Source organism: Streptomyces sp. A3M-1-3 (genome assembly GCF_024213665.1).
In the GTDB taxonomy this organism is placed as follows: Bacteria; Actinomycetota; Actinomycetes; order Streptomycetales; family Streptomycetaceae; genus Streptomyces.
On record NZ_JANAVP010000017.1, the window covers coordinates 66,767 to 89,571 of the forward strand.

The window sequence follows — 22,805 nt, forward strand, 5'->3', positions numbered from 1 at the left end:
CCGGGTTTGTCGGGTCAGGTGTTGAAGCGCGTGACCCCTCCGGGTGTCACCACCGCGTGTACGGGATGGTCGTGCGGCTCCTCCGGGACTCGCGCGACCACCTCGTTGTCGTACAGCAGCACCACCAGCGCGGGGTGCGCGCCCGCCCGTGCGAGCCGGGCGAGCACGCGGTCGTACGAGCCGCCGCCGCGGCCCAGGCGCATCCCGCGGGAGTCGACCGCCAGGCCGGGCAGCAGCACCGCACCGGCCGAGAGGACGGCGTCCGGGCCGAGTCTGGCGCCCGCCGGCTCCAGCAGGCTGATCCTGCCGGGGCGATTGGCGCGTACGAGCTGCTCCGCGCCCTCGTACGCGCCCCAGTCGAGGTCGTTGTCGGCCATCAGGACCGGCAGCAGGACGCGCACGCCCCGCGCGCGCAGCGCGTCGAGCAGCGCGCGGGTGCCGGGTTCGCTCCCTACGGAGACATACGCTGCCACGGTGTCCGCCTCCGTGAGTTCCGGCAGCTCCAGGGCCCGGCGGGCGAGAACCGCGGCGGCGTTCTCGGCGTCTTCCTTGGACAACCGGCCCCTGGCTGTGCGGAGTTCGCGTCGGATGTCCGTCTTGCCTGATCGGTCGTCGTGCATGTTCGACTCGTAAACCCTTCTATATGACCGCGTATTAACCGGAGCATCACCTTCCGCCCATACGCAGCGGATAAGGTTCTGTCCATGACTCAGTCGCACCACAAGATCAGCAAGGCTGTCATTCCCGCAGCTGGTCTTGGAACACGGTTCCTTCCGGCCACGAAGGCCACTCCGAAGGAAATGCTGCCCGTCGTCGACAAGCCGGCGATCCAGTATGTGGTGGAGGAGGCGGCCTCGGCCGGTCTCTCCGACGTCCTCATGATCACGGGCCGCAACAAGCGCCCGCTGGAGGACCACTTCGACCGCAACTACGAGCTGGAATCGGCACTGACCCGCAAGGGCGACGCCGAGCGGCTGGCCAAGGTGCAGGAGTCCAGCGACCTGGCGACCATGCACTACGTCCGCCAGGGCGACCCCAAGGGCCTCGGCCACGCCGTCCTGTGCGCCGCTCCGCACGTCGGCCAGGAGCCCTTCGCCGTACTCCTCGGCGACGACCTGATCGACCCGCGCGATCCGCTGCTGGCCCGCATGGTGGAGATCCAGGAGCAGCACGGCGGCAGCGTCATCGCCCTGATGGAGGTCGACCCGGCGCAGATCCACCTGTACGGCTGCGCCGCCGTCGAACCCACCCAGCACGGGGACGTCGTCAAGATCACCGGCCTGGTCGAGAAGCCGGACGCGGCCGAGGCGCCCAGCAACTACGCCATCATCGGCCGTTACGTCCTCGACCCGGCCGTCTTCGGGATACTGCGGCAGACCGAGCCGGGCCGGGGCGGCGAGATCCAGCTCACCGACGCCCTGCAGAAGCTCGCCGTCGACGAGACCGTGGGCGGGCCGGTGCACGGCGTGGTCTTCAAGGGCCGCCGCTATGACACCGGTGACCGCGGGGACTATCTGCGGGCCATTGTCAGACTCGCGTGCGAACGTGAAGACCTGGGACCCGAATTCCGGACCTGGCTTCGCAGTTATGTCACCGAGGAGATGTAGCACTTGAGCAGCACCGCACCATCGGGCACCGGTCCGTCGGACAAGGGGCCGTCGGGCACCGGTCCGTCGGACAGGGGGCCGTCGGGCACCGGGCTGTCGGACACGGGGCTGTCGGACAGGGGCAGGCCGCGGCTCTGGTCGGTGGACGAGCACCTGGGCGACATCCTCGGCGCTGTCCGTCCGCTCGAACCCATCGAGCTGCAACTCCTCGACGCCCAGGGCTGTGTCCTGGTCGAGGACGTCACCGTGCCCGTCGCCCTGCCGCCCTTCGACAACAGCTCGATGGACGGCTACGCGGTCCGTACGGCCGATGTCGCGGGCGCGAGCGAGGAGTTCCCCGCGGTGCTCATCGTCGTCGGTGACGTCGCGGCGGGCAGCGGCGAGCTGCCCGAGGTGGGCCCCGGCGAGGCCGCCCGCATCATGACCGGCGCCCCGCTGCCGCCCGGCGCCGAGGCCGTCGTCCCGGTCGAGTGGACCGACGGCGGTACGGGCGGGGGTGCGGCGACCGCGATGCGCGCGGCCAGTACCGCTCCCGAGGGTGCGAGCGGCGAGGTGCGGGTGCACCGCGCCGCCGAGGCGCGGGCGCATGTCCGCGCGCGCGGCAGTGACGTCCAGGCAGGCGACCTTGCGCTGGAGGCGGGCACGGTGCTGGGCCCGCCCCAGATCGCCCTGCTCGCCGCCATCGGCCGCGGCACGGTCCGGGTCCGGCCGCGGCCCCGCGTGGTCGTCATGTCGACCGGGAGCGAGCTGGTCCAGCCCGGCGAGGAGCTGGCCGAGGGCCGGATCTACGACTCCAACAGCTTCGCGCTCACCGCGGCCGCGCGGGACGCCGGCGCCATCGCGTACCGGGTCGGCGCCGTCGGCGACGACGCCGAGACGCTGCGCGCGACCATCGAGGACCAGCTGATCCGGGCCGACCTCATCGTCACCACGGGCGGCGTCAGCGTCGGCGCGTACGACGTCGTCAAGGAGGCCCTGTCCTCCGTCGGCGACGCGGACGAGCCGGGCAGCGGCGTCGACTTCCGCAAGCTGGCCATGCAGCCGGGCAAGCCGCAGGGCTTCGGGGCGATCGGCCCGGACCACACCCCGCTGCTCGCGCTGCCGGGCAACCCTGTCTCGTCGTACGTCTCCTTCGAGCTGTTCGTACGGCCGGCGATCCGCACGCTGATGGGCCTGCGGGACGTCCGGCGCCCGACCGTGCGGGCCGCCCTCAGCGCCGACAAGGCACTGTCCTCGCCGGCCGGCCGCCGCCAGTTCCTGCGCGGCACGTACGACGCCGAGGCGGGCACCGTCACTCCTGTGGGGGGTTCCGGCTCCCATCTGATCGCGGCCCTCGCGCACGCCGATTCGCTGATCGTCCTCCCGGAGGACACCACCTCGGCCGAGCCCGGTACCGAGCTCGACGTGGTCCTGCTCGGCTGAAGCCCTCCCGGTGCGGGTAGCGTGGCTGCTCACACAGGCCCTGCGAGGCCCGGACCGGGAGCGCCACAGTGACTGCGATTTCCCGGGGGGAGACCCCCGGATCCACTGAGCAAGACAGACTGACGCACATCGACGCCGCGGGCGCGGCCCGCATGGTCGATGTGTCGGAGAAGGACGTCACCACGCGGACCGCCTGCGCCAGCGGCCGCGTGCTGGTCTCTCCACGGGTGATCGAGCTGCTGCGCGGCGAGGGTGTGCCGAAGGGCGACGCCCTCGCGACCGCACGTATCGCCGGCATCATGGGCGCCAAGCGCACCCCCGACCTGATCCCGCTCTGCCACCCGCTCGCGGTCTCCGGCGTCAAGCTCGACCTCACGGTCGCCGACGACGCGGTCGAGATCCTCGCCACGGTGAAGACCACCGACCGGACGGGTGTCGAGATGGAGGCGCTGACCGCCGTCTCGGTCGCCGCGCTCACGGTGATCGACATGGTGAAGGCGGTCGACAAGGGCGCGGTCATTACGGACGTACGGGTCGAGGAGAAGACGGGCGGCAAGTCCGGCGACTGGAGTCGGTCATGAGCGCCGCGCCGCGCGCCGGAGAGGTGCACAGCCACAGCCACGGACCCGCGGCAGCCGCCGCCCCCGCCCCGGCACCCGAGCCGAGCGTGCCCGCCGCCCCGGTGGCGGCGCCGCGGCGGGCGCTGGTCGTCACCGCCTCGAACCGCGCCGCCGCAGGCGTCTACGCCGACCAGGGCGGCCCGGTCCTCGCCGAGGGCCTGCGCGCCCTGGGCTTCTCGGTCGACGGCCCGCAGGTCGTGCCGGACGGCGATCCGGTCGAGCAGGCGCTGCGCGCCGGGGTCGCCGCCGCCTACGACGTCATCCTCACCACCGGCGGTACGGGCATCTCGCCGACCGACCGGACCCCCGACGCGACCCGCCGCGTTCTCGACTACGAGATCCCCGGCATCCCCGAGGCGATCCGGGCCGAGAACCTGGCCAAGGTCCCCACCGCCGCCCTCTCGCGGGGACTGGCCGGTGTCGCCGGCCGGACGCTGATCGTCAACCTGCCGGGCTCCACCGGCGGAGTCCGCGACGGACTCGCGGTCCTGGGCCGGCTCCTCCTCCACGCCGTCGACCAGATGCGGGGCGGCGACCACCCCCGACCAGCGGGGGGCCCGAGCTGAACGCTCCTTCCTGGCCCGTCGTGCTGGGGGACGGCGATGTCGTCCTCCGCCCGATAAAGCTGCGCGACCAGCGGGCCTGGCGCGAGGTCAACCGGCGCAACCGCGACTGGCTGCGCCCCTGGGAGGCCACCATTCCGCCGCCTGCGCCGGCCGGCCCGGTGGCCCAGCGGCCCACGTACCGGCAGATGGTCCGCCATCTGCGCGCGGAGGCCAACGCCGGCCGGATGCTGCCGTTCGTGATCGAGTACGAGGGCCGCCTCGTCGGGCAGTTGACCGTCGCCGGGATCACCTGGGGCTCGATGTGCGCGGGGCATGTCGGCTACTGGGTCGACCGGGAGGTCGCGGGCCGCGGAGTGATGCCCACGGCGGTCGCCCTCGCGGTCGACCACTGTTTCCGTGCGGTCGGACTGCACCGCATCGAGGTCTGCATTCGCCCCGAGAACGGCCCCAGCCGCCGGGTCGTGGAGAAACTCGGATTCCGCGAGGAGGGCCTGCGCCCGGGTTACCTCCACATCGACGGCGCATGGCGCGACCATCTGGTGTTCGCCCTCACGGCCGAAGAGGTCCCCGAGGGCCTGCTCCGCCGCTGGCACCAGGCCCGGCCCGGGACATCGAGGAAATGAAATATGTGTTCGAAATTGGCCGCCATCCGAACGTAAAAACGCTCACCAACGCAGCCAGTTGATCCGAACAATCACAAAAAAAGTCCGTGATATCAGCCAGATCGTGCGACACACCGGGCCAATTGGCCGATGGCCTCGCTCGTACCCCTCTACGGTGTGAGGGTGAGCAGCAGCGGCCTCATCTACGCAGTCATTGTCGGGGCCTGGGCCGCCTACCTGGTGCCGATGTGGCTCCGGAGGCAGGACGAGCTGAACGAGGCCCGTCCGACGGAACGCTTCTCCACCGCCATCCGGCTGCTGTCGGGACGGGCGGCCATGGAGCGCCGTTACGCCAAGGATCTGCAGGAGCGCAGCGACGAGGAGGCGGAACCCCGCACCGACCCGGATGCCGTGACGGACCCTCCGAGTTCCGTCGACGTCCGGGCTTTCGCCGTGCCCCCGACAAGGACCGAACACACCGAACACACCGAGCACACGGAGCACACGGAACGGCCCGAGCGGCCTGAGCCGTCCGCGCCCGCCAGACCCGCGCGCCCCTCGGGCGACGCCGCCGAGCGTGCCCGGCGCGCCAAGCGCCTCAAGGTCCTCGCGCGCCGGCGGCGCACCACCGTGGTGCTCTTCCTCGCCTTCTCGCTCGGCGCCGTCGTCGCGGCGGTCGGCGGACTCCGCTTCCTCTGGGCGCCGGGCGTACCCGCCGCCCTGCTGAGCGCGTACATCATGCATCTGCGCGCCCAGGAGCGCCGGCGGTTCGCCTTCACCATGGACCGGCGCCGGGCCGAGGCGGCCGCGCAGCGGCTGCGCGAGACCCGGCCGCGCCGCAGGCAGCCGCCGGCGGCAGAGCAGGCCGAGGTGCCGGAGGCGCGAACGGAGCCCGACCCGGTCCCTGTCGTCTCGCCGCAGGAGGCCGGCCGCCGGGCCCTGGTCGAGCAGACCGACCACGCGGAGTGGGTCGACCAGCAGCGCGAGCGCGGTCCGGCCCAGGGCGAGAGCTGGGAGCCGGTCCCGGTCCCCCTGCCCACGTACGTCACCGCCCCGGTGGCGCCGCGCGCGACCGGCAGTGTGGACCTCGGCGCCCCGGACGCCTGGAGCTCCGCCCGCTCCAGCACCGCCGAGCCGACGCAGGACCGCACGGCGCCCCCGGCACCCGACCCGGCCCCGCGGCAGCGCACGCCCTCGACTTCCGCGTCCGCTTCGGCTTCCGCACGCCGCAGCCGCGAGCGCGGCCGCACCCCGCTCTTCGACCAGTACGAGGAGGAAGGCCGGCCGCGCGCCGCCAACGAGTGAGACGTGACCTGCGGAGGAACGGATTTCCAAGCACCCCGACGGGGGTGCTAAGGTTTCACTCGTTGCAAGGGCCTGTGGCGCAGTCTGGTAGCGCACCTCGTTCGCATCGAGGGGGTCTGGGGTTCAAATCCCCACAGGTCCACCGAAAAGGGACGTTCGCGGGTTAGCCCGCGAACTGTTCACGAGATCCCGTTCAGACGGTCACCGTCTGAACGGGATCTCGTCGTTTCGGCCTCTGCTTGTGTGAAAGTCAGCCTGCCGGGCCGCCGGGAAGCGGGGCGGCCCCCGTCGGAACCGACCGGGGGTGGAGATGCGGACATGCCGCGGGGACCGCAGGCATGGAGGCAGACTCCTGCGGTCTCGCGACGTGTCGATCTTCAATTACGGGGTGCGTGCCGGCTCAGGGGCTTCGGCTCAGGCTTCGGGGACGGGGCAGGGCTGTCTCCTCGGCTGCGGGATAGGGCGGGAGGACATCGCCAGGCTGGGGGACGAGGCCGGTAATGGGGCTCTTCTTGCTGGCGGCCAGGTACTGCTCGAGCTCCATGACGTTGTGGATCATGACGGTGATGGCGGACAGAAGCGTCTGGGCGACGCGGCCGCGGGGCTGACGCCTCTCTCGCGAGTGCAGGGCGGAGTCGACGGACTTCAGACGTCCGTTGCCGCCCTCGATGTGGGCACGGAGCGTCTGGTAGGCCAGAGCCCAGGAGGGTGTCTGCCAGGGCAGTTCCTGTCGGGTGCGGGGCATTACGTGCGCTTGCACGGTGACGGACGACTGGCGGCAGCACTTGGGGCGCTTATCGCGGTGGAGGTCGGGGGGCTCGACGGTGGGCCGGGCAGCGGGATGCGCGGCGCGTGCCCGGTGGGCGTCGAGGTCGATGACGACCGGCACGGGGCCCTTCTTCTTTGGGGTACCCCCGCCTTCCCGTTCCTGAGCCCAGGGGCAGTTGAGCTTGGTGCTGGGGCAGGCGTACCGCTCGGTGCCGCGATGGTCGAGGGTGTCCTTGCGGGTGAGGGCGTACGCCTCGATCTCCTCCAACTGTTCGCGAAGGGGGATCCGTTCACGCTCGTTCTTGGCGCTGCGGATCTGCTGGTAGAGGTCGAGCAGGGGGCGTGGGGTGAGCGGGCAGAACAGTCGGCCCACCTTGGTGATCGCGCCCTGGTGATGGCCTTCAGCTGTAGCGGCGGTGACCTGGGGCTCAGTGAAGTCGAGTACGGGCATGTAGCCGAGGGCGCGCATCGGCCGGTGGAAGTTGTCGGGCAGGAGCTTGGTGTAGGCACGGTCGGCGGCTGTGAAGCCGCGGAGTTCGGTGAGCTGGGCCAGAACAGCGCTGATGTAGTGTGCGTGGCGGCCCATGTCTTTCTCGGGGGTGTGCAGCACCATGCCGAGGATCAGCTGTGGGTAGCGGCCGGCCCGGTCCGGGTCGGCGTGTGCGGCGATGGCGAGGGTGGCGCTGTAGCCGAACTCCCGGTCGCCGCCGCCCTTGTAATGCCAGTTGGCGCTCGCCTCCAGGGCGGAACGCTTGCGCGTGTGGGGGCGGGCCCATGTAGGCACGCAGGTGGTGTCGATCGCCGTGTCGCCCCGCCAGTGGCGCATCAGACCTTTGGCGAACGCGGTGCGGACCGGGGCGGTAACCAGCCGGTTGGCAAGCTCTTCCACGCGGCGCAGGGCCGACTGCCCGCGCTCGCCGTTCCACTGAGCGGCCACCTTCAGGCCCGCCGCTCGGGGAAGCCGGCTGCGGCGCTGGTGAGGCGCCGCGTCCAGCAGACGGTTCATGCGGGTCCAGGCGCGGTGGAAGCGGTTGTACAGTGCGTTGACTGCGTTCTGGTCCTCAATGTCGCAAGTAGGGATGGACAGTTCAGCCCGCAGCCGTTCGCTGCTGCCGAAGGTGATGACCTCGAACGCGTCGTCGAGATTGTTGCTGCTCCGCTCGTAGCTTGCGCAGGCCAGAGCGAGCAGTACCAGGCGGATGGGGTAACCGGCAGGGCCTGGAAGTCCGGCGAACTCGGCTTCCACCATGTCCACGACGCCGCTGTGCTGCAGGATGCGGCGAAGTTTCAGGATCTTGCTGTCGGGCAGCGCGGACGGCTCGTGTGAACGCGGGTAGGGGCGGCGGGGGCGCCCGTTGCCGGGCTGGTAGCGAGGATCGTCGGCGGGAGTCCTCATGCCGAGCCGCGCAGCATGCGGGTGGTGGCCGCACTCGTGAGCGGGGGGACCGATGCCCGGTAGGGGGCCAGGGCGGCGGTCGACGTCATGCCCGCCGCAGCGGCGATGACATCTTCAGGGACCCGCTGGCGCAGCAACTCAACAATCCAGGTGCTGCGCAGCCGGGCCAGCTTCAGTTCGGGGAGCCCGGAAGCCCCCTTCAGCGTCCTCTGCGCCCAGTTGGAGACCCCGTTCTTCGGATCGGCGACCTGGCGTTGGGGAAGGAACAGGTACCCGTCGCCGGCGGCGCGTGCTCTCGCGGCGAGGTCTTCTTCCCACATCGCCCGGCAGACTACGAGTCGGTCGCTGCCCGGCACGGCGACGACGACCGCCTCGGACGGAAGCACGGTGATGTCGGTGCCGCGGGTCGCCAGCACCTCGCGGCGGGCCAGCCCGCAGCCGGCGCCCAGGGCCAGCAGAGCCAGGGCGCTGCCGCCGAGGGCGGACGTAGAAGGCAGTGTGCGGGCCCACATCAGGTAGCGCGCGAGTTCCGGCGGAGTGTAAGGGGCGGCCCGGTTCCGCTTGGCCCTCATACGGGGGGTCGGCTGCTGCCCGTACTCCAGCCACAGCAGAGCCTCGCGGACACGCAGAAGGATGCTCCGGTACGTCTGGATGGAACTGCCTTCGAGCTTCGTGCGTGCGAGCAGATAGCGCGTCATGACCTCCGGTGCCAGCCAGGCCAGCGGGTCGCGGGCGATACCGACGCGCTCGGCGTACACGGCCAGTCCGGACAGCGCGAGCATGAGCTTCGGCACCGGGTACGGGACGGAATCGCAGGTCGCGGCCGCCACCATGCGGACACCGTCGGCGACCAGCGGCCACTCCGACGGCTCTTCCGACGGCCGGTAGCCGAGGATCGCGCCGCTCATTTCCGTCTCCAAAGGAACACACCACGAGAAATGGCTACACAAGTGGCCACTTGTTTCGTGAGTGTGCACTTCGACCGTCAGGAGCGCATGCGCATGACCGGAGGACGAGGCCGCAGTGTGCCGCCGCGGCAGCTGGCCCGGGATCCTGAGAACTGGCCCGAGGCGACGATCCCCGACCACGCCCAGGCCCGGGTGGTGCAGGCCATCGCCCAGGCTCTGACCAGGCAAATGACCCGGGAAGGGCTGGGCCTGCGCGCGGTCGCCGCCCACAGTGGCGTCAACCGTCAGGCCGTGGCCAACCTCCTCGCCGGATCGAGTTGGCCGGACGTGGCCACGTTGAGCCGTCTGGAGGACGCGCTCGGGGTCGGCTTGTACCCGGGAGTTCCCGGACCGGGATCGCGGCATTGCTGAACCTCCGATAACCCGCGGTTGCCGTACGCGGGCAGGACGAATTCGGCTCAGCACGCCATGGACGGCCGACTGCTCGGCTACCCTCGTGAGCGCATGCTGAAGCCCCTTGCAGGACCGACGTGTGCAGGTGCCGTCGGGACTGATCCCTCGGCGGCACCACTTCTTCTTCGTCCCGCTCGACTCGGCTGATCCTTCCGGCGTCGAGCGGGATCACTGCTCTCCGTCGCCCTCGCTAGGCGGCTCCCGCGGGCCCGGCGTACTCACCGGTGTTGAGCACGAGCAGGTGGCCGCTTGCCACGAGCTTGTTGCACGCCCGCCGGATACCTTGCACCTGAGTACGCGAAGGGTTCTTGCGGCCCAAGGCGATCGTCACTTCCCGGGCGCGAAGCGGACGATCCGCGCTGACGAGGAGAATGACGATCTTCCGGCTCACCGGCCCCAAAGGCCGGGCCTGTCGTGGCCCCACACGGGGACCGGCCTTCTTCGCCGGCGTTCGTGCCGGCAGCTCGGGCGACTCCCCGGCCAGGAGCGATTCTTGATCAGAATCGCCTGAACCGTCAGTAGCGGATTCGGCGTCAAGGAGTTCGGCAACCGTGCGACGCGTGATTGCCAGAGCCTCCAGACGCCCCTCAAGCACATCAGCTCGTATTCGGGCCTGAAGGATCTGTTCCTGCATGGCACCCTCCTCCCGGTCCAGGCGTTGGAAGAGTGTGTCTGGCGCCACTGTGCCTCCAACAAGTGCGCTGCATCGAGACAGCGTTGGGCTGCTACTCCGAACTGCTGCTGTGGCATGCGAGGTTGAGGGTGCGCACGCGCGTTGCGTGCCCACTGTAGAGGGCTTCTGGGGAGGATCGGGAGGGATTCCTGAACATCGCCAGAAAGAGGGGGTAGTCGCTACCTGAAGCCTCCCCCGCACGGTTGCCGCCTGAGCCAGGAGCCCACGGCGGTGTCATAGAAGCAAGCAAAAGCTGCTTCGCACGAGTGAGAGTGAAGAGGTGCCTGACCTGCAACGACCGGATACTGACCTCCCCGTCGAGGTCTGGTCGCCGGTGCCCAGAGGTGGGGGCACCAACCGTGGTCAGTGGCGCGGCTTAGGCCCTGAATCAGCTGGCACCAGGGGATCGGTGACAGCTCAGAATCCCCCAAGGGCAGCCAGGGCCTACAGGAGTCACTTCGCCTCAGGCGAGCGGGTTCACCATGGACGAAGGGGAGTTATCGCTCCTGAGGTGAGAAGGAACGCCTGCGATCTTCTCGCGGGTGCCCTACGGTGAGGCATGAAGGGACTGGCACACCTGAGCGTCCGTCCCCGAATCTCAGGAACGAGGGTCAGAGGCGGGCGATGACGTCACTGTTCGATCGACTTGACGAAGAAGAGGCCACCATCCGTGGTGAGTTGGAAACTCTCCGCGAGAAGATCGCCGCTGCTGAGGAGCGACTTGCCCGTCTGACCATCACCCGTGACACCCTGCGGTCGCTTGCACCGTATGGCGCAGATCACGACGCGGACGCTTCCGCTTCGAAGGACCACCTACCCTCCCTTGCAACGTCTGACGAAGTCGCGAGGGCCGATCGCGCTGCCGGTGACCCGAAGCGGCAGGAGCCACCCTCCGGTCCGCTCGACCTGGAGACGGCCAGAAAGCAAATGCTGACCCTGCTGGAGAGCGCAGGTCGGCCGATGAGGGTGAACGACATTACCGCGGAGATCGGCGAGCCCTCCTCCAGGACGGAGACCAGCCGCTCAAGGCTCAAGCGACTGGTGGCCGAGCGCTTGGTTATCGAGAATCCGACAGGTTGGTTCGCCATCGCAGGCACCCCAGGATCGGATGACGCCTGATCACCGGGCGTCCATCATGCATCGCATCCGGCCAGCACACCCACCGAGCGCCTGAGTCGGCCTCGCGACCCCCTGATAGGGGTCGGCCCGACGCTGGTGGCTGTTCGCGAGGGGCTCATGCGCCGATAAAGCATTCCCAGGGCAGCGCGACGTGACATCTCCCGGCATGGGGCTTTTTATCTCCGAGTGGGACGGAGGGGCGCGCCCCTGCGCCCCTCGCAGTGACGGGCGCATGACACGGGGGGCCTCGCAAGATCACATCCATCCCTCCGCGGTCCTGCCGCCTCCGCGTTCCCGCGTTCTTCAGTCGAAAGGTGCTCGCCCTGGCAGGGTCTGCCGGGGCGAGCACCAGGTGTGCTGTGTGGTGAAGGTGTGTCAGTTGTAGCGGGTGATCAGGCGTGAGCGGTCTGCCCAGCTGCCCGCAGGGGACAGCCATCCGGCGGCGGGCTCGTTGAAGGTGCCGTCGGTCTTGATCGTCCAGGTGAACAGTTTGATGCTGCCGTCGTTGTAGCCGTACATGGTGGCGAGGTCGTCGCGGCCGTCGCCGTTGTAGTCGCCGGCCGTGAGCTGCATCCGGGAGGCGGTGAAGCGGTCGGGGCCGGCGTTCCAGGCGGCCTTCGGTGATGCGAACTTTCCGTCGGTGTCGGTGCTGAGGCTGATGAAGGTATGGATGCCGTCGCTGCCGTCTGTGTAGTCGTACCAGGTGGCCACGTCGTCACGCCGGTCGCCGTTGAAGTCGCCGGCGTGCATGTCGGTACGGGACCAGTCTCCCCAGCTGGTGCTGGTCCAGGAGGCGACCGGGCCCGTGAAGGATCCGGTGGGGGAGGTCAGGAAGGTCCACAGTTTCACGCTGCTGCCGTAGTTGTAGAGCACGCCGAGGTCGTCCCGGCCGTTGGCGTCGAAGTCACCGGTGACGAACTTGCAGTTCGCCACGTTCCAGCCGGTTGTGCTCCATGAGTTGAACGGGGCGTTGAAGCCTCCCCGTACGTCGGCGGTGAAGGTCCACAGCTTGTTGCCGTCGCCGTAGCGGTACCAGACCGCGAGGTCGTCGCGGCCGTCGCCGTTGAAGTCGCCGCTGTGCAGGGTCATCCGGTCCAGAGTCCAGGTTCCCGACCAGGAGGAGAACGGCTCGTTGAACGAGCCGCCGGTCTTGCCGAGCCAGGTCCAGAGCTTGACGCCGTCGGTGTACTGATAGGCGACCGCCACGTCTCCGTGCCCGTCGCCGTTGTAGTCGCCGGTGGTCGTCTTCATCCGGGCTGGGTCCCAGCCCGCGACGTCCCTGCTCCATGCGGTGAATGGTGCGTTGAACGTTCCGGTGGAGTTCGTCAGGAATGTGTGGACCGCGTCGTGCTCATCAGGGTAGTTGTACCAGCCGGCCACATCACTGCGTCCGTCAATGTTGTAGTCCTGCCGGACGGCTGTGCCGCTGCTCCACTGGGACTGCCCCTTAGCGTTGTAGATCACGAGGTTGCCGCGGTCCTGGAGGAGGGCGTATCCCTCCGCCGCGGTCGTCTCGGATTCCCATAGCACGGTGGAGCCGTCGGCCTTGTAGACCGTGAGGCGGCCGTTGCTCCCCATGACGGCCTTGGCGCCCGAATTTCCTGCAGTCTTCGTGGACCACAGAGCCTTGGCGTTGTTGGAGGTGATCACGAGATCGCCATCGTCCTGCATCGTGAGCTTGGCCGAGCGGGAGGTGACGGACTGACCGCCGGTCAGGGTGATACCGGCGGGGATTCGGGAGCCACCGGTGATGCCGTCGATGACGAAAGAGGCGCCGAACGAGATGTTGTCGGCTCCCGGGGTCTTTCCGGGCCATCCGAGCATGGTGTTGTCGGTCTTGCGAGCCCAAAGGTCGGGCTTGCCGTCCCCGGTTACGTCGCCGACGGACCCGATGGCCGGGTAAGTGGCGCCGCTGAATCCGGTGCCGATCTTCACCCGACCGGCGCTGTTGCCCCAGGTGGTGGGGTCGAGGTAGCCGTTGGGGCCCTTCTTGCCGTACGAGCGCCAGATGGTTCCGTCGGTGTCCCGCAGCCACAGATCAGGCACGCTGTCGCCGTTGAGGTCGCCAGGGGCTACGACGCTGAACTTGTCCCAGTCCCCCCCGCCCACCAGGACGGGTTCGCGGATGGTGTCGAGGGTGTATCCGGCGCGGTTGCCGTAGTAGGCCCACAGGAACTTGCCCTGCTTGACCAGCACATCGGGCTGGGTGTCGCCGTTGAGGTCGCCGGCCGCGACGATCTGCTCAGCGTTGTGCCAGTGGTCGTCACCGGTCCAGGCTTCGTCGCCCATGCAGCCGAGTTCGGGGTCCGGGACCGGGCAGGAGACCGTCAGCTGCGTGTAATTGTCGCTGATGACCCCGCGGCCGTTGTTCGGGTAGGTCCAGATCTTCTTCTTCTTGTCGATCTCGTCGTACTCGAGGGTGATCAGGTCGTTGTAACCGTCCTGGCCCCAGTCGCCGCGGGAGTCGACGCTGCCGCTGGTGAAGGACTTGCCGCCGTTGGTGGCGGCGGCGAAGTCGCCGTTGCCCTGGCCGGCGTAGGTCAGCAGGGTGCCGTTGGAGTCGATGCTCCAGATGTCGCTGTTGTTGTCGCCGTTGAGGTCGGTCGGCCCGTCACGGTCCTGGGAGCGGCCGGCGTAGTAGAGGTAGGTGGCGATGTCGGAGCGGTTGCCGACCTCGTCGACGCTGTAGGCGTAGACGAAGTGGGGGCCGTAGCCCGGGGGCTTCACCGTGGCCGGGACGCCGGGCGCCGCATCGTGCACATCGGGGTCGTAGTCGGTCCACCAGCTGTAGTGGTCCACGTCGGTGACGCCGTTGGGTGCGAAGGTGAACTTGCCATCTTCGCGGGCCTTGCCGGTTGCACTTGGCCAGCCGTTGTCACCAGGCGGGAACTTGTTGCCTTCCGAGGTGATCACGGGCGGCTTGCTGGGCCTGGTGCGGTCGATGGTGAACTTGCAGGTCGCGGACCAGGCGGAGTACGCGTTGTCCTGGTCCTTGGCGCGGACCTTCCACGTCCAGTCACCGGTGGGCAAGTCGCCGTCGGGGACGGCGAAGGTGGCGATCTTGCCCTTGGCGGCCGGGATCGACTTGCTGACGGTGGGGGCGGTTGCGCTGGCCTTGAAGAGCTGGAACTCGGCGGTGAGGTTGCCTGCGTCCTTGTCGTCGATCTTCGCGTAGAGGCTGACCTTGGTGTTGCCGATCGCCCCGCCGGTCTTGCAGTCGGTCTTCGGGTTGGTACCCAGGCTGGCGGGGACCTTGGGCGGGTTGTTGTACTTCGTCTCCAGGACCGCCGTCTTGGCGTCGAACTTCTTCCAGCCGAACGTGTCGGACTCGTCGGCGGCGTACATGCCCAGGGTGATGCTGGACCACTTCTTGTCGGCGGCCTCGCGGATCTTGGCGGTGGCGTCGAACTCGAGGTTGCCGGCCGCGCAGTCCTTGCTCCAGCCCTTGGCGTCGTTGACGGTGTCCAGCGGCTGCCCGCCGATCTGGGCCGGCTGCTTGTTCCACGTGGTCTTCTTCGAGATCGGACCGGTGTGCCACAACTGAACGGGTCTGTCCTGGCAGGACCACGACCAGGTGTTGCGGATCCGGAACGTGGAGGACTTGACCTGGGCGCCCTTGATGTCACTGGTGTCGAGCTGGACGAAGGACCGGGAGATCCGGTCCGAGCCGCCCGTCTCAGCCTCGTAGCCGACCCGGATGGGGTCCTTGGTGTTCCAGAAGGACGTGTCCGGGTACTGCTTGTAGACCCGGGTCCAGTTCTGCTTCTCACCCCAGGCCCACGACGGGTCTATGAACACCGGGTACTTGGTGTCCGCGCCGGTCAGCAGTGCCTGGTCCGGCTTGATCTCCAGGGTGTCCCCGGTCACCGTGGTGGGCATCTGCGCGTCCTGCGCACCCGGCGCGGGATCGAACGCATCACCGGGCACCTCCCCCTCCACAGCCGTGGCACTCATCGCGCCCATCTGGGCGGCTGCCGGGGTACCAGAAGTGACGGTGGTGGAGTCCCACATCAGAGGCGACGGGCTGGTGAACACCGTCTGCCCGGCCGGATTCGTGGCGGTGACACTGCCAGTCTCCGCATCAGTGGACACCGAAAGCCCGACAGTGTCCAGTTTGTACTTCAACGAGGCCAGTTCGGGATTCTGCGCAGCCTGGGCGGACTTGACCACCAGCAGCTGCGAGAAGCCCTCAACCTCCGCCTTCAGCTGCAGATCCACACCCGGCAGCACCTCGGCATAGGTCGCCACGTTCCCACTCAGGGTAGGCACAGGCAGTGCCTTGGGCCACGTCAGCGACAGAGTCCGGCCGTCCTTCACCCCCGACAGCAACGGCCCCGCCCCGCCGCCGGAGAACGTCACCGCCACCGTGGACGCCTTCGGCACCACCTTGCCATCGGACCCGAACGCCAAAGTGGTATCGGTCGGGATCCACGCCCCGTTCCGCAGCATCCGGACCGGCGTGCCGTACCGCTTGACCGACCAAGTCCCGTCCGGCTGGGCCCAAGTGTCCGTGGACTCCGTACGCGCCGAAGCCAACTCGTAGGGCTGACCGGTCGCCGCTGCCTGCTCCAGCGCGTACTCCTCCCCGCTCTTCGAACCCTCCGCCACCGGATCAGACAACGCGACTGCCGTCGCGCCGACCGAAGCGGCCGAAGCCGGGAGAGCCGCCAGCCCGGACGTAATGACACCACCCGCAAGCGCCACAGATATGACCCGTCTCACCCAAGGTCTCCTAAACGAACCGCCGCCACTAGAACTTCGCACAACCCCATCCTTCGCGTGATCGATATTCGCCGCGACTCTATAGAGATGCCAGAGCCTTTGGGCACTCCATCTGGAGTTAGATGGAATATCCGCCTACATCGGCGCATCTGAGCGATCTTGCCTCGAGTGGGGCATTCGATCACTCGTCATCCGTAGTGATGCAGCTTGCATATAGGCAGTGAACTGGCCAATGTGCCGTGATCAAGCCGTGCGGACAGGCGGGGCGCCGAAGAAGAACAGGCCTTTCGGGGACGGTCCCTGTTAGCCTTCGGCGATCATTTCGGGATCGATGGAGGGTGGGGCGTGAGACGCTTCCAAAAGCGCGGGCTGGCGGTTGCCTTGGCTGCCGCAGTCGCGGTGGGGGTGCTGCCGACGGCGGCCGCGGCAGCAAATTCGGATGGAAGAATTCCGCTTCCAAAGTTGAAACAGCCAAAAACTGTTCCGGTTGCGCGGGTCAAGGCGGGCGGTGCGAAGAAGCCTGACGCGGCGGCGGCTCATGCGTGGAAGGGTGCGCCGAAGGTCTCGTGGCCTGCAGCAGGTGCGGCCGAGGTGGATCTGACCACTGGGGCCGGTCTCGGCGCGAAGACATCGGCCTCCTCCGCGCGCGGCCAGGCGGTTCCGCCTGGTCCGAGGAAGGCGGGGAAGCTGCCGGTCTCGGTTGCTCAGGTGATAGGCAAAGCGCCTACAGCGGGGGACATCCCGGCCAAGGTGAAGGTGTCCGTGGCCGGGCGGGAGGCGACTCACAAGGCCGGCGTCGAGGGCGTACTGATATCGGTCGGCCGCACCGACGGAGTAACCAAGGCGGTCCCGGTTCGCGTCGAAGTCGACTACTCCTCCTTCCGGGGAGCCTACGGCGGCGACTGGGCCGCGCGGCTACGTCTGGTGGAGCTGCCGGCGTGTGCGTTGACCACGCCCGATCACGCGAAGTGCCGTATACAGAAGCCTGTTCCGACCAGGAACGACGTAGGCACGGGAAAGCTCTCTGCACCGGTGAATGTCGGCGGAGCGACGGTGCTCGCGGCGGCGGCGGAGGCAGCCGGACCGACGGGTGACTATAAGGCCACATCGCTTCAACCGTCCGGCTCCTGGAGTGCAGGTGGCTCGACGGGAGCGTTCAACTGGTCTTACCCGATCGGGGTTCCTGCGGTGCCAGGAGGCCTGCAGCCGTCGGTCTCGCTGGGTTATAACTCCCAGTCAGTGGACGGACGAACAGCCGCCTCGAACAACCAGCCGTCGTGGCTGGGTGACGGCTGGGACTGGGAGCCGGGATTCATCGAGCGCAGGTATAAGTCGTGCAACGACGACAAGACCGGCGGCACCAACACCTCCAACGTGGGGGACCGCTGCTGGTACAACGACAACGTCACCCTGTCCCTGGGCGGCAAGAACACCGAGCTCGTCTACGAGCAGGACAAGGGTTGGCACCCGGCGAACAACTCGGGCGAGAAGGTTGAGAAACTGACGGGCGCGACCAACGGTGACGGCGGCACCGCGGGTGTCGACGGCGCGGGTGAGCACTGGAAGGTCACCACGGCCGACGGTACGCAGTACTTCTTCGGGCTGAACCGCCTGCCGGGCTGGAAGGACAACGGCACGGCGGCCGACGACCCGGTCACAAACTCAACGTGGACGGCCCCCGTCTTCGGTAACCAGTCGGGCGAGCCCTGCTACAACGCGTCGTTCGCGAGCGCCTGGTGTCAGCAGGCCTGGCGCTGGCAGCTCGACTACGTGATCGACCCGCGCGGCAACGCGATGGCCTATTACTGGAAGACCGAGTCGAACAACTACAGCCGCAACGTCAGCGCTACCACCGGCAAGGGCACCGTCACGTCCTACACCCGGGGCGGCTACCTGGAGCACATCGACTACGGCCTGCGTTCCAGCGCCGTTTACACCGGCAAGGCCATGAGCCAGGTCCACTTCGGCGTCTCCGAGCGCTGCCTTACCACCTGCGGCACCTTCGACGAGACAAACGCCAAGAACTGGCCCGATGTCCCCTTCGACCAGTACTGCAAGGAGGGCGCCACCGAGTGCAAGCAGCAGGCCTCGCCCACCTTCTGGTCCCGCAAGCGTCTCACCTCGATCACCACCAAGGTCCTGACAGCAGGCACGTACAAGGACGTCGACACCTGGGCGTTGGCCCAGGACTTCCCGGCCTCCGGTGACGGCATCTCCACCCCGATGTGGCTGAAGTCGATCACCCGTACGGGCAAGGCGGGCGGTACGGCCGGACTCCCCCCGGTAACCTTCGCGGGCGAGCAGAAGGCCAACCGCGTCGACAAGACTGGTGACGGCCTCGCGCCCTTCATCCGGCTGCGCCTGTACCAGATCACCACCGAGACCGGCGGTACCATCGGTGTCACCTACTCGCAGCCCGAGTGCACGGCGGCCACACTGCCCCCGGCCGATGGCACCAACACCACCCGGTGCTACCCGGTGCGGTGGGCCTTCGAGGGTGAGACGGCCAAGACGGACTGGTTCAACTCGTATGTCGCCACCCAGATCGTCGAGGGCGACAACCTGGTCGAGTCCCCGGACAAGGTGACCTCGTACTCCTACCTGGGCGGCGCCGCCTGGGCCAAGAGCGAGGACGAGTTCACCAAGGCCGGCGACCGTACCTATTCGATCGCGCGCGGCTACGAGCGAGTCCAGGCCCGCACGGGTGCCGGGAGCGACCCCAAGACCCTGGGGGAGACACGGTTCTTCCGCGGTTTCGACGGAAAACAGGTCAACGACTCCGCGGGCGCGGCGGTCACCGACCGCGAGCAGTTCGCGGGAATGGTCCGGGAGTCCGCAACGTACAACGGCGACGACACGGCCAAGCTCGTGAGCGCCACATCGAACACTCCGTGGCGCTCGGCCGCCGTCGCCACCCGCGCCCGTTCCGGCCTGCCGGACCTGGTCGCCTACAAGACCGGCACCGAGAAGGAGTCGACCCGTACCACTGTCACGGGTGGCACCCGCACAACGGAGCTGACGCGCACTTTCGACGCGTACGGCATGGTCGCCACCGAGTCCTCGACCGGTGACACTGCCCACACCGGTGACGAGAAGTGCACGACCACCAGTTACGCCCGTGGCGCCGGCAGTGCGATCCTCGACAAGGTCAGCCGCGTCGAGACCGTCGCTGTCACTTGCGGCAGCGCCATCTCCCGCCCCGGCGACGTCATCGACGACGTCCGCACGTACTACGACGGCGGCGCTCTCGGTGCGGCACCGGTGCTGGGCCTGGTCACCAAGAGCGACCGGATCAACGGCGCGGGCAGCGGCTACGACGTCGTGGGCACCACGCCCAAGACGTGCGGCGCCGCGAAAAACGAGTTCTGCTTTGACCTTTACGGCCGTCCGCTCGCGACAGCGGACGCGTTCGGCAAAGTGACCACTACGGCCTACACGCCGTCCACCGGTGAGGTCCCCACGCAGACCGTCCTGACCAATCCGCGCTCTCACGCCACCACCACGCTCTCGGATCCCCTGCGCGGCCAGGCGACGCAGGTGACCGACGCCAACGGAAAGATCACCACCACGGCGTACGACCCGCTGGGCCGGGTCACCAAGGTCTGGATCCCGACTCGCTCAGCAGCCACCTACCCGGACTCGCCGAACTTCGTTTTCGACTATCTGGTCCGCAACGACGGACCGATCGTCACGACCACCAAGGCACTCGCCCACGATTCCAAGTACAAGATCAGCTACGCCTTCCAGGACGGCCTGCTGCGCTCACGCCAGACCCAGGAGACCTCGCCCGACCGGGCCGGACGACTGGTGAGCGAGACCTTCTACGACACCCGCGGCCAGGCGTGGCGCAGCTCCGGGGTCTACTACGCCACCGGGGCGGCCGAGCCGGTCCTCGTAACCGGCCAGGAACTGAAGTATCCGACCTCCACCGACACCGAGTTCGACGGCGCCGGGCGGCCCACCGCGGTGATCTCGAAGCGGTTCGGCGACGAGACGAAGCGCGTCGCTACCACGTACACGGGTGACACCACGACGGTCGTCCCGCCACAGGGCGGCACGGTGACGACCACGGTGGCCGACGCGCTGGGCCGCACGACGGCCCGGGTGGAATACACCACCGCGGACCGGACCGGATCCCAGTCCACGCTGTACCACTTCGACAAGCGCGGGCGCATGGACGAGTTCACAGACGCCTCGGGCGCGAAATGGACGTACACCTACGACGTGCGCGGCCGCCAGATCCAGATCGACGACCCCGACAAGGGGACGTCGAAGTCGAAGTACGACGCGGGCGACCGGGTGACCGACGCTACCGACGCCCGCCAGATCACCCTGCACACCGACTACGACGAGCTCGGCCGCAAGACCGCGGTGAAGAAGGGCGCGACCGTCCTGTCGAGCTGGGAGTACGACACCGTGGCGAAGGGCAAGCTGGCCAAGTCGACCCGGTTCGTGGACGGCAAGGCGTACGAGGCCGCGATCACGACGTACAACAGCCTTTACCAGCCGGTCGTCCAGCAGGTCACCGTGCCGGACAGCCAGGGCGCGCTGGCCGGCACCTACAAGTGGACGACGAGCTATAACCTCAACACCGGTCAGGTGATGTGGTCCCAGCAGCCCGCGATCGGCGGACTGCCCGCCGAGAAGGTAGCCAACACGTACACCCCCGTGTCCGGGCTGCTGAACACCATCGGCGCCGGCACGGACCCCCTGATGTCGGCGAACACGTACGACCACTACGGTCGCAATATTCGCCAGGAGTACGGCGCGTTCGCCCAGCACCTGTGGGTGAGCAGCGAGTTCGATGAGCACACCGGGGCGCTGAGCCGCAGCTACACCGACCGTGAGGTCGCACCGCAGAGGATCGAGGACACCAAGTACACATACGACCCGGCCGGCAACGTCACCTCGCTGGCCACCGCCTACGGCCAGGACGCAGGCCGCACCACCGACACCCAGTGCTTCACCGTGGACGCACTGCGGCGCGTCACCGAGGCATGGACGAACACTGGCGAGCAGTGCGCCACTGCGCCCTCGACCCCGGTCGTCGGCGGCCAGGACGCGTACTGGACGACGTACACCTACGACGCCGTCGGTAACCGCAAGACCGAGACGCAGCACAAGACCGCCTCGGGCCCGACCGGCGACACGACCCGGACGTACGCCGCTCCGACTGCGGGCAAGCACGACCTGCCCAAGGTCACGCAGACCGGCACCAGCCACGTCGAGGTCTTCACCTATGACGCCGCGGGCAACACCCAGACCCGAAAGATCGGGGCGGCGCCGGAGCAGACCCTCGGCTGGGACGACGAGGGCCACCTCGTCACCGTCAAGGAAGGCGCCACCGAAGTCGGCGGCTACGTCTACGACAGCGACGGTCAGCGGCTCATCCGCAAGGACGCGGACGGCACCACCCTCTACCTGCCCGGAGGCAACGAGCTCCACCTGAGCAAGACCGGCACGGTCACCGGCACGCGCTACTACACCGCGGCCGGCAAGGCCATCGCCGTGCGCACCAATGGAAAGCTGACCTTCCTAATCAGCGACCACCACGGCACCGGCACCATCCAGGTCACCGCGGACGCCGTCATGACCGTAACGCGCCGCGAGACAACCATCTTCGGCGCCGACCGCGGGACCCCGGCCACCGGCTGGACCGGCGACAAGGGCTTCGTCGGCGGCACACGAGACGGGGCGACCGGCCTCACCCACCTCGGTGCGCGCGAGTACGACCCCGCCACCGGTCGCTTCATCAGCGTCGACCCTCTGCTGGTGATCGAGGACCCGCGTCAGCTCAACCCGTACACGTACGGCCACAGCAACCCCCTGGCGTTCAGCGACCCGGCCGGCACCGAGATCGGCTCCCGGCCGAACTCCTGCGAGTACGACCTCGCGAACTGCTCGACGGAAGTGCAGCAGGACGTCGGCTACGACCCGGTCACCAGGACCGTCGGTACGACGTACTACATCAGCAAGCCCCGCCAGCCGCGGGTGTGGTACGTGGACCACTACCCCCACAACCCCAAGGCTCGGGCAAAGCCGATCGACTACTGGAACTGGACCAAGTGGGGCGGCATGAACGCCAGCGGGTTCTGGGGCAGCGCGTCGGGCCTGAGGGATCTGGAGGACGCCATCCCGCTCTACACCCACTACCGCACCGGCTTCGGCACGCCGGTCGAGGTGGACTACGAGAAGGCACTCCGGGAGGAAGAAGGCATCGCCGCCGAGGTCGCTGCGGAAGTGGCGAGATCCCAGCGTTGGGCAGAAGCCATACAGAAGAACAGCGGCAAGTCCGCCTTCTCCATCACCGGCAATGCGGTTTCCGTCAAGTCCTACCCGCAGACGGAGAACTGGCAGAAGGCGATCGGAGAACACCGGATCTGGGGAAGCGCGTCGGTGAAAACAAAGGGAGACCAGTTCACGATGCGTGTCGTCATCCACGCGATGGACCGCTGGGACTTCAATGCCGGCATGAGCGACATCGCCACCGGCACCGCCGACAGCGTAAACGGACGTTTCGCCGAACTCGGCTGGGCAAAGCCGTTCCTCACTTCTGGGACCGCGACGAGGACTGTCACGTGGACCAGGGGAGATATCCTTGGCACCAGCTCGGTTTCCGGAGGAGAGCGATGAGGATGCACCGC

General features: G+C 68.3%; 14 protein-coding genes and 1 tRNA gene. 10 read left to right on the forward strand and 5 right to left on the reverse strand.

Annotation, left to right across the window (positions count from 1 at the left end):
- Window positions 1–14 precede the first annotated feature (14 nt).
- A complete protein-coding gene (locus NLX86_RS20455; RefSeq protein ID WP_254373186.1) occupies window positions 15–620 on the reverse strand; it encodes a 5-formyltetrahydrofolate cyclo-ligase in 606 nt (201 codons plus the stop codon).
- An 84-nt stretch (window positions 621–704) separates the two neighbouring features.
- Here NLX86_RS20455 and galU point away from each other — a divergent pair, with 84 nt between their 5' ends.
- From galU to NLX86_RS20490, 7 genes are all read left to right on the forward strand, one after another.
- Entirely contained in the window at window positions 705–1,607 is a 903-nt protein-coding gene (gene galU, locus NLX86_RS20460) for a UTP--glucose-1-phosphate uridylyltransferase GalU (RefSeq protein ID WP_254373187.1), read from the forward strand.
- 108 nt (window positions 1,608–1,715) lie between these two features.
- Window positions 1,716–3,029, forward strand: a complete 1,314-nt coding sequence (gene glp / locus NLX86_RS20465; RefSeq protein WP_254373257.1) for a gephyrin-like molybdotransferase Glp — start codon at window positions 1,716–1,718, stop codon at window positions 3,027–3,029.
- 68 nt (window positions 3,030–3,097) lie between these two features.
- Window positions 3,098–3,610, forward strand: coding sequence for a cyclic pyranopterin monophosphate synthase MoaC (moaC, locus tag NLX86_RS20470; RefSeq protein ID WP_254373188.1), 513 nt, complete (start codon window positions 3,098–3,100; stop codon window positions 3,608–3,610).
- On the forward strand, window positions 3,607–4,215 hold the full coding sequence (locus NLX86_RS20475; RefSeq protein WP_254373189.1) for a molybdenum cofactor biosynthesis protein B: 609 nt from the start codon (window positions 3,607–3,609) through the stop codon (window positions 4,213–4,215). Before moaC ends, NLX86_RS20475 begins: the two co-directional genes overlap by 4 nt.
- Window positions 4,212–4,838 carry a GNAT family N-acetyltransferase gene (locus NLX86_RS20480; protein ID WP_254373258.1) on the forward strand — a complete coding sequence of 209 codons (627 nt, stop codon included), beginning with the start codon at window positions 4,212–4,214 and terminating at the stop codon, window positions 4,836–4,838. The genes NLX86_RS20475 and NLX86_RS20480 overlap by 4 nt, the downstream gene beginning before the upstream one ends.
- Before the next feature lie 162 nt (window positions 4,839–5,000).
- Window positions 5,001–6,122, forward strand: coding sequence for a gephyrin-like molybdotransferase receptor GlpR (gene glpR / locus NLX86_RS20485; protein WP_254373190.1), 1,122 nt, complete (start codon window positions 5,001–5,003; stop codon window positions 6,120–6,122).
- Window positions 6,123–6,190: 68 nt separating this feature from the next.
- Window positions 6,191–6,264: transfer RNA gene (locus tag NLX86_RS20490), tRNA-Ala, on the forward strand.
- 258 nt (window positions 6,265–6,522) lie between these two features.
- On the opposite strand, the gene NLX86_RS20495 is transcribed toward NLX86_RS20490, so the two are convergent.
- Window positions 6,523–8,286, reverse strand: a complete 1,764-nt coding sequence (locus tag NLX86_RS20495; protein ID WP_254373191.1) for a hypothetical protein — start codon at window positions 8,284–8,286, stop codon at window positions 6,523–6,525.
- On the reverse strand, window positions 8,283–9,194 hold the full coding sequence (locus NLX86_RS20500; RefSeq protein WP_254373192.1) for a hypothetical protein: 912 nt from the start codon (window positions 9,192–9,194) through the stop codon (window positions 8,283–8,285). The genes NLX86_RS20495 and NLX86_RS20500 overlap by 4 nt, the downstream gene beginning before the upstream one ends.
- Window positions 9,195–9,287: 93 nt before the next feature.
- Here NLX86_RS20500 and NLX86_RS20505 point away from each other — a divergent pair, with 93 nt between their 5' ends.
- Complete coding sequence (locus NLX86_RS20505; protein ID WP_254373193.1) at window positions 9,288–9,605, forward strand: helix-turn-helix domain-containing protein; 318 nt, start codon at window positions 9,288–9,290, stop codon at window positions 9,603–9,605.
- A gap of 232 nt (window positions 9,606–9,837) precedes the next feature.
- On the opposite strand, the gene NLX86_RS20510 is transcribed toward NLX86_RS20505, so the two are convergent.
- Window positions 9,838–10,281: a hypothetical protein gene (locus NLX86_RS20510; protein WP_254373194.1), complete on the reverse strand. Its 444-nt coding sequence runs from the start codon at window positions 10,279–10,281 to the stop codon at window positions 9,838–9,840.
- A gap of 663 nt (window positions 10,282–10,944) precedes the next feature.
- Between NLX86_RS20510 and NLX86_RS20515 the strand changes: the two genes are divergently transcribed.
- The gene (locus NLX86_RS20515; protein ID WP_254373195.1) at window positions 10,945–11,439 is read left to right on the forward strand and encodes a hypothetical protein; all 495 of its coding nucleotides are present in this window, start codon (window positions 10,945–10,947) and stop codon (window positions 11,437–11,439) included.
- Window positions 11,440–11,814: 375 nt separating this feature from the next.
- Here NLX86_RS20515 and NLX86_RS20520 read toward each other — a convergent pair whose 3' ends face one another.
- Complete coding sequence (locus NLX86_RS20520) at window positions 11,815–16,059, reverse strand: FG-GAP-like repeat-containing protein (protein WP_254373196.1); 4,245 nt, start codon at window positions 16,057–16,059, stop codon at window positions 11,815–11,817.
- A 507-nt stretch (window positions 16,060–16,566) separates the two neighbouring features.
- Here NLX86_RS20520 and NLX86_RS20525 point away from each other — a divergent pair.
- Window positions 16,567–22,794 carry an RHS repeat domain-containing protein gene (locus NLX86_RS20525; RefSeq protein WP_374213917.1) on the forward strand — a complete coding sequence of 2,076 codons (6,228 nt, stop codon included), beginning with the start codon at window positions 16,567–16,569 and terminating at the stop codon, window positions 22,792–22,794.
- Window positions 22,795–22,805 lie beyond the last annotated feature (11 nt).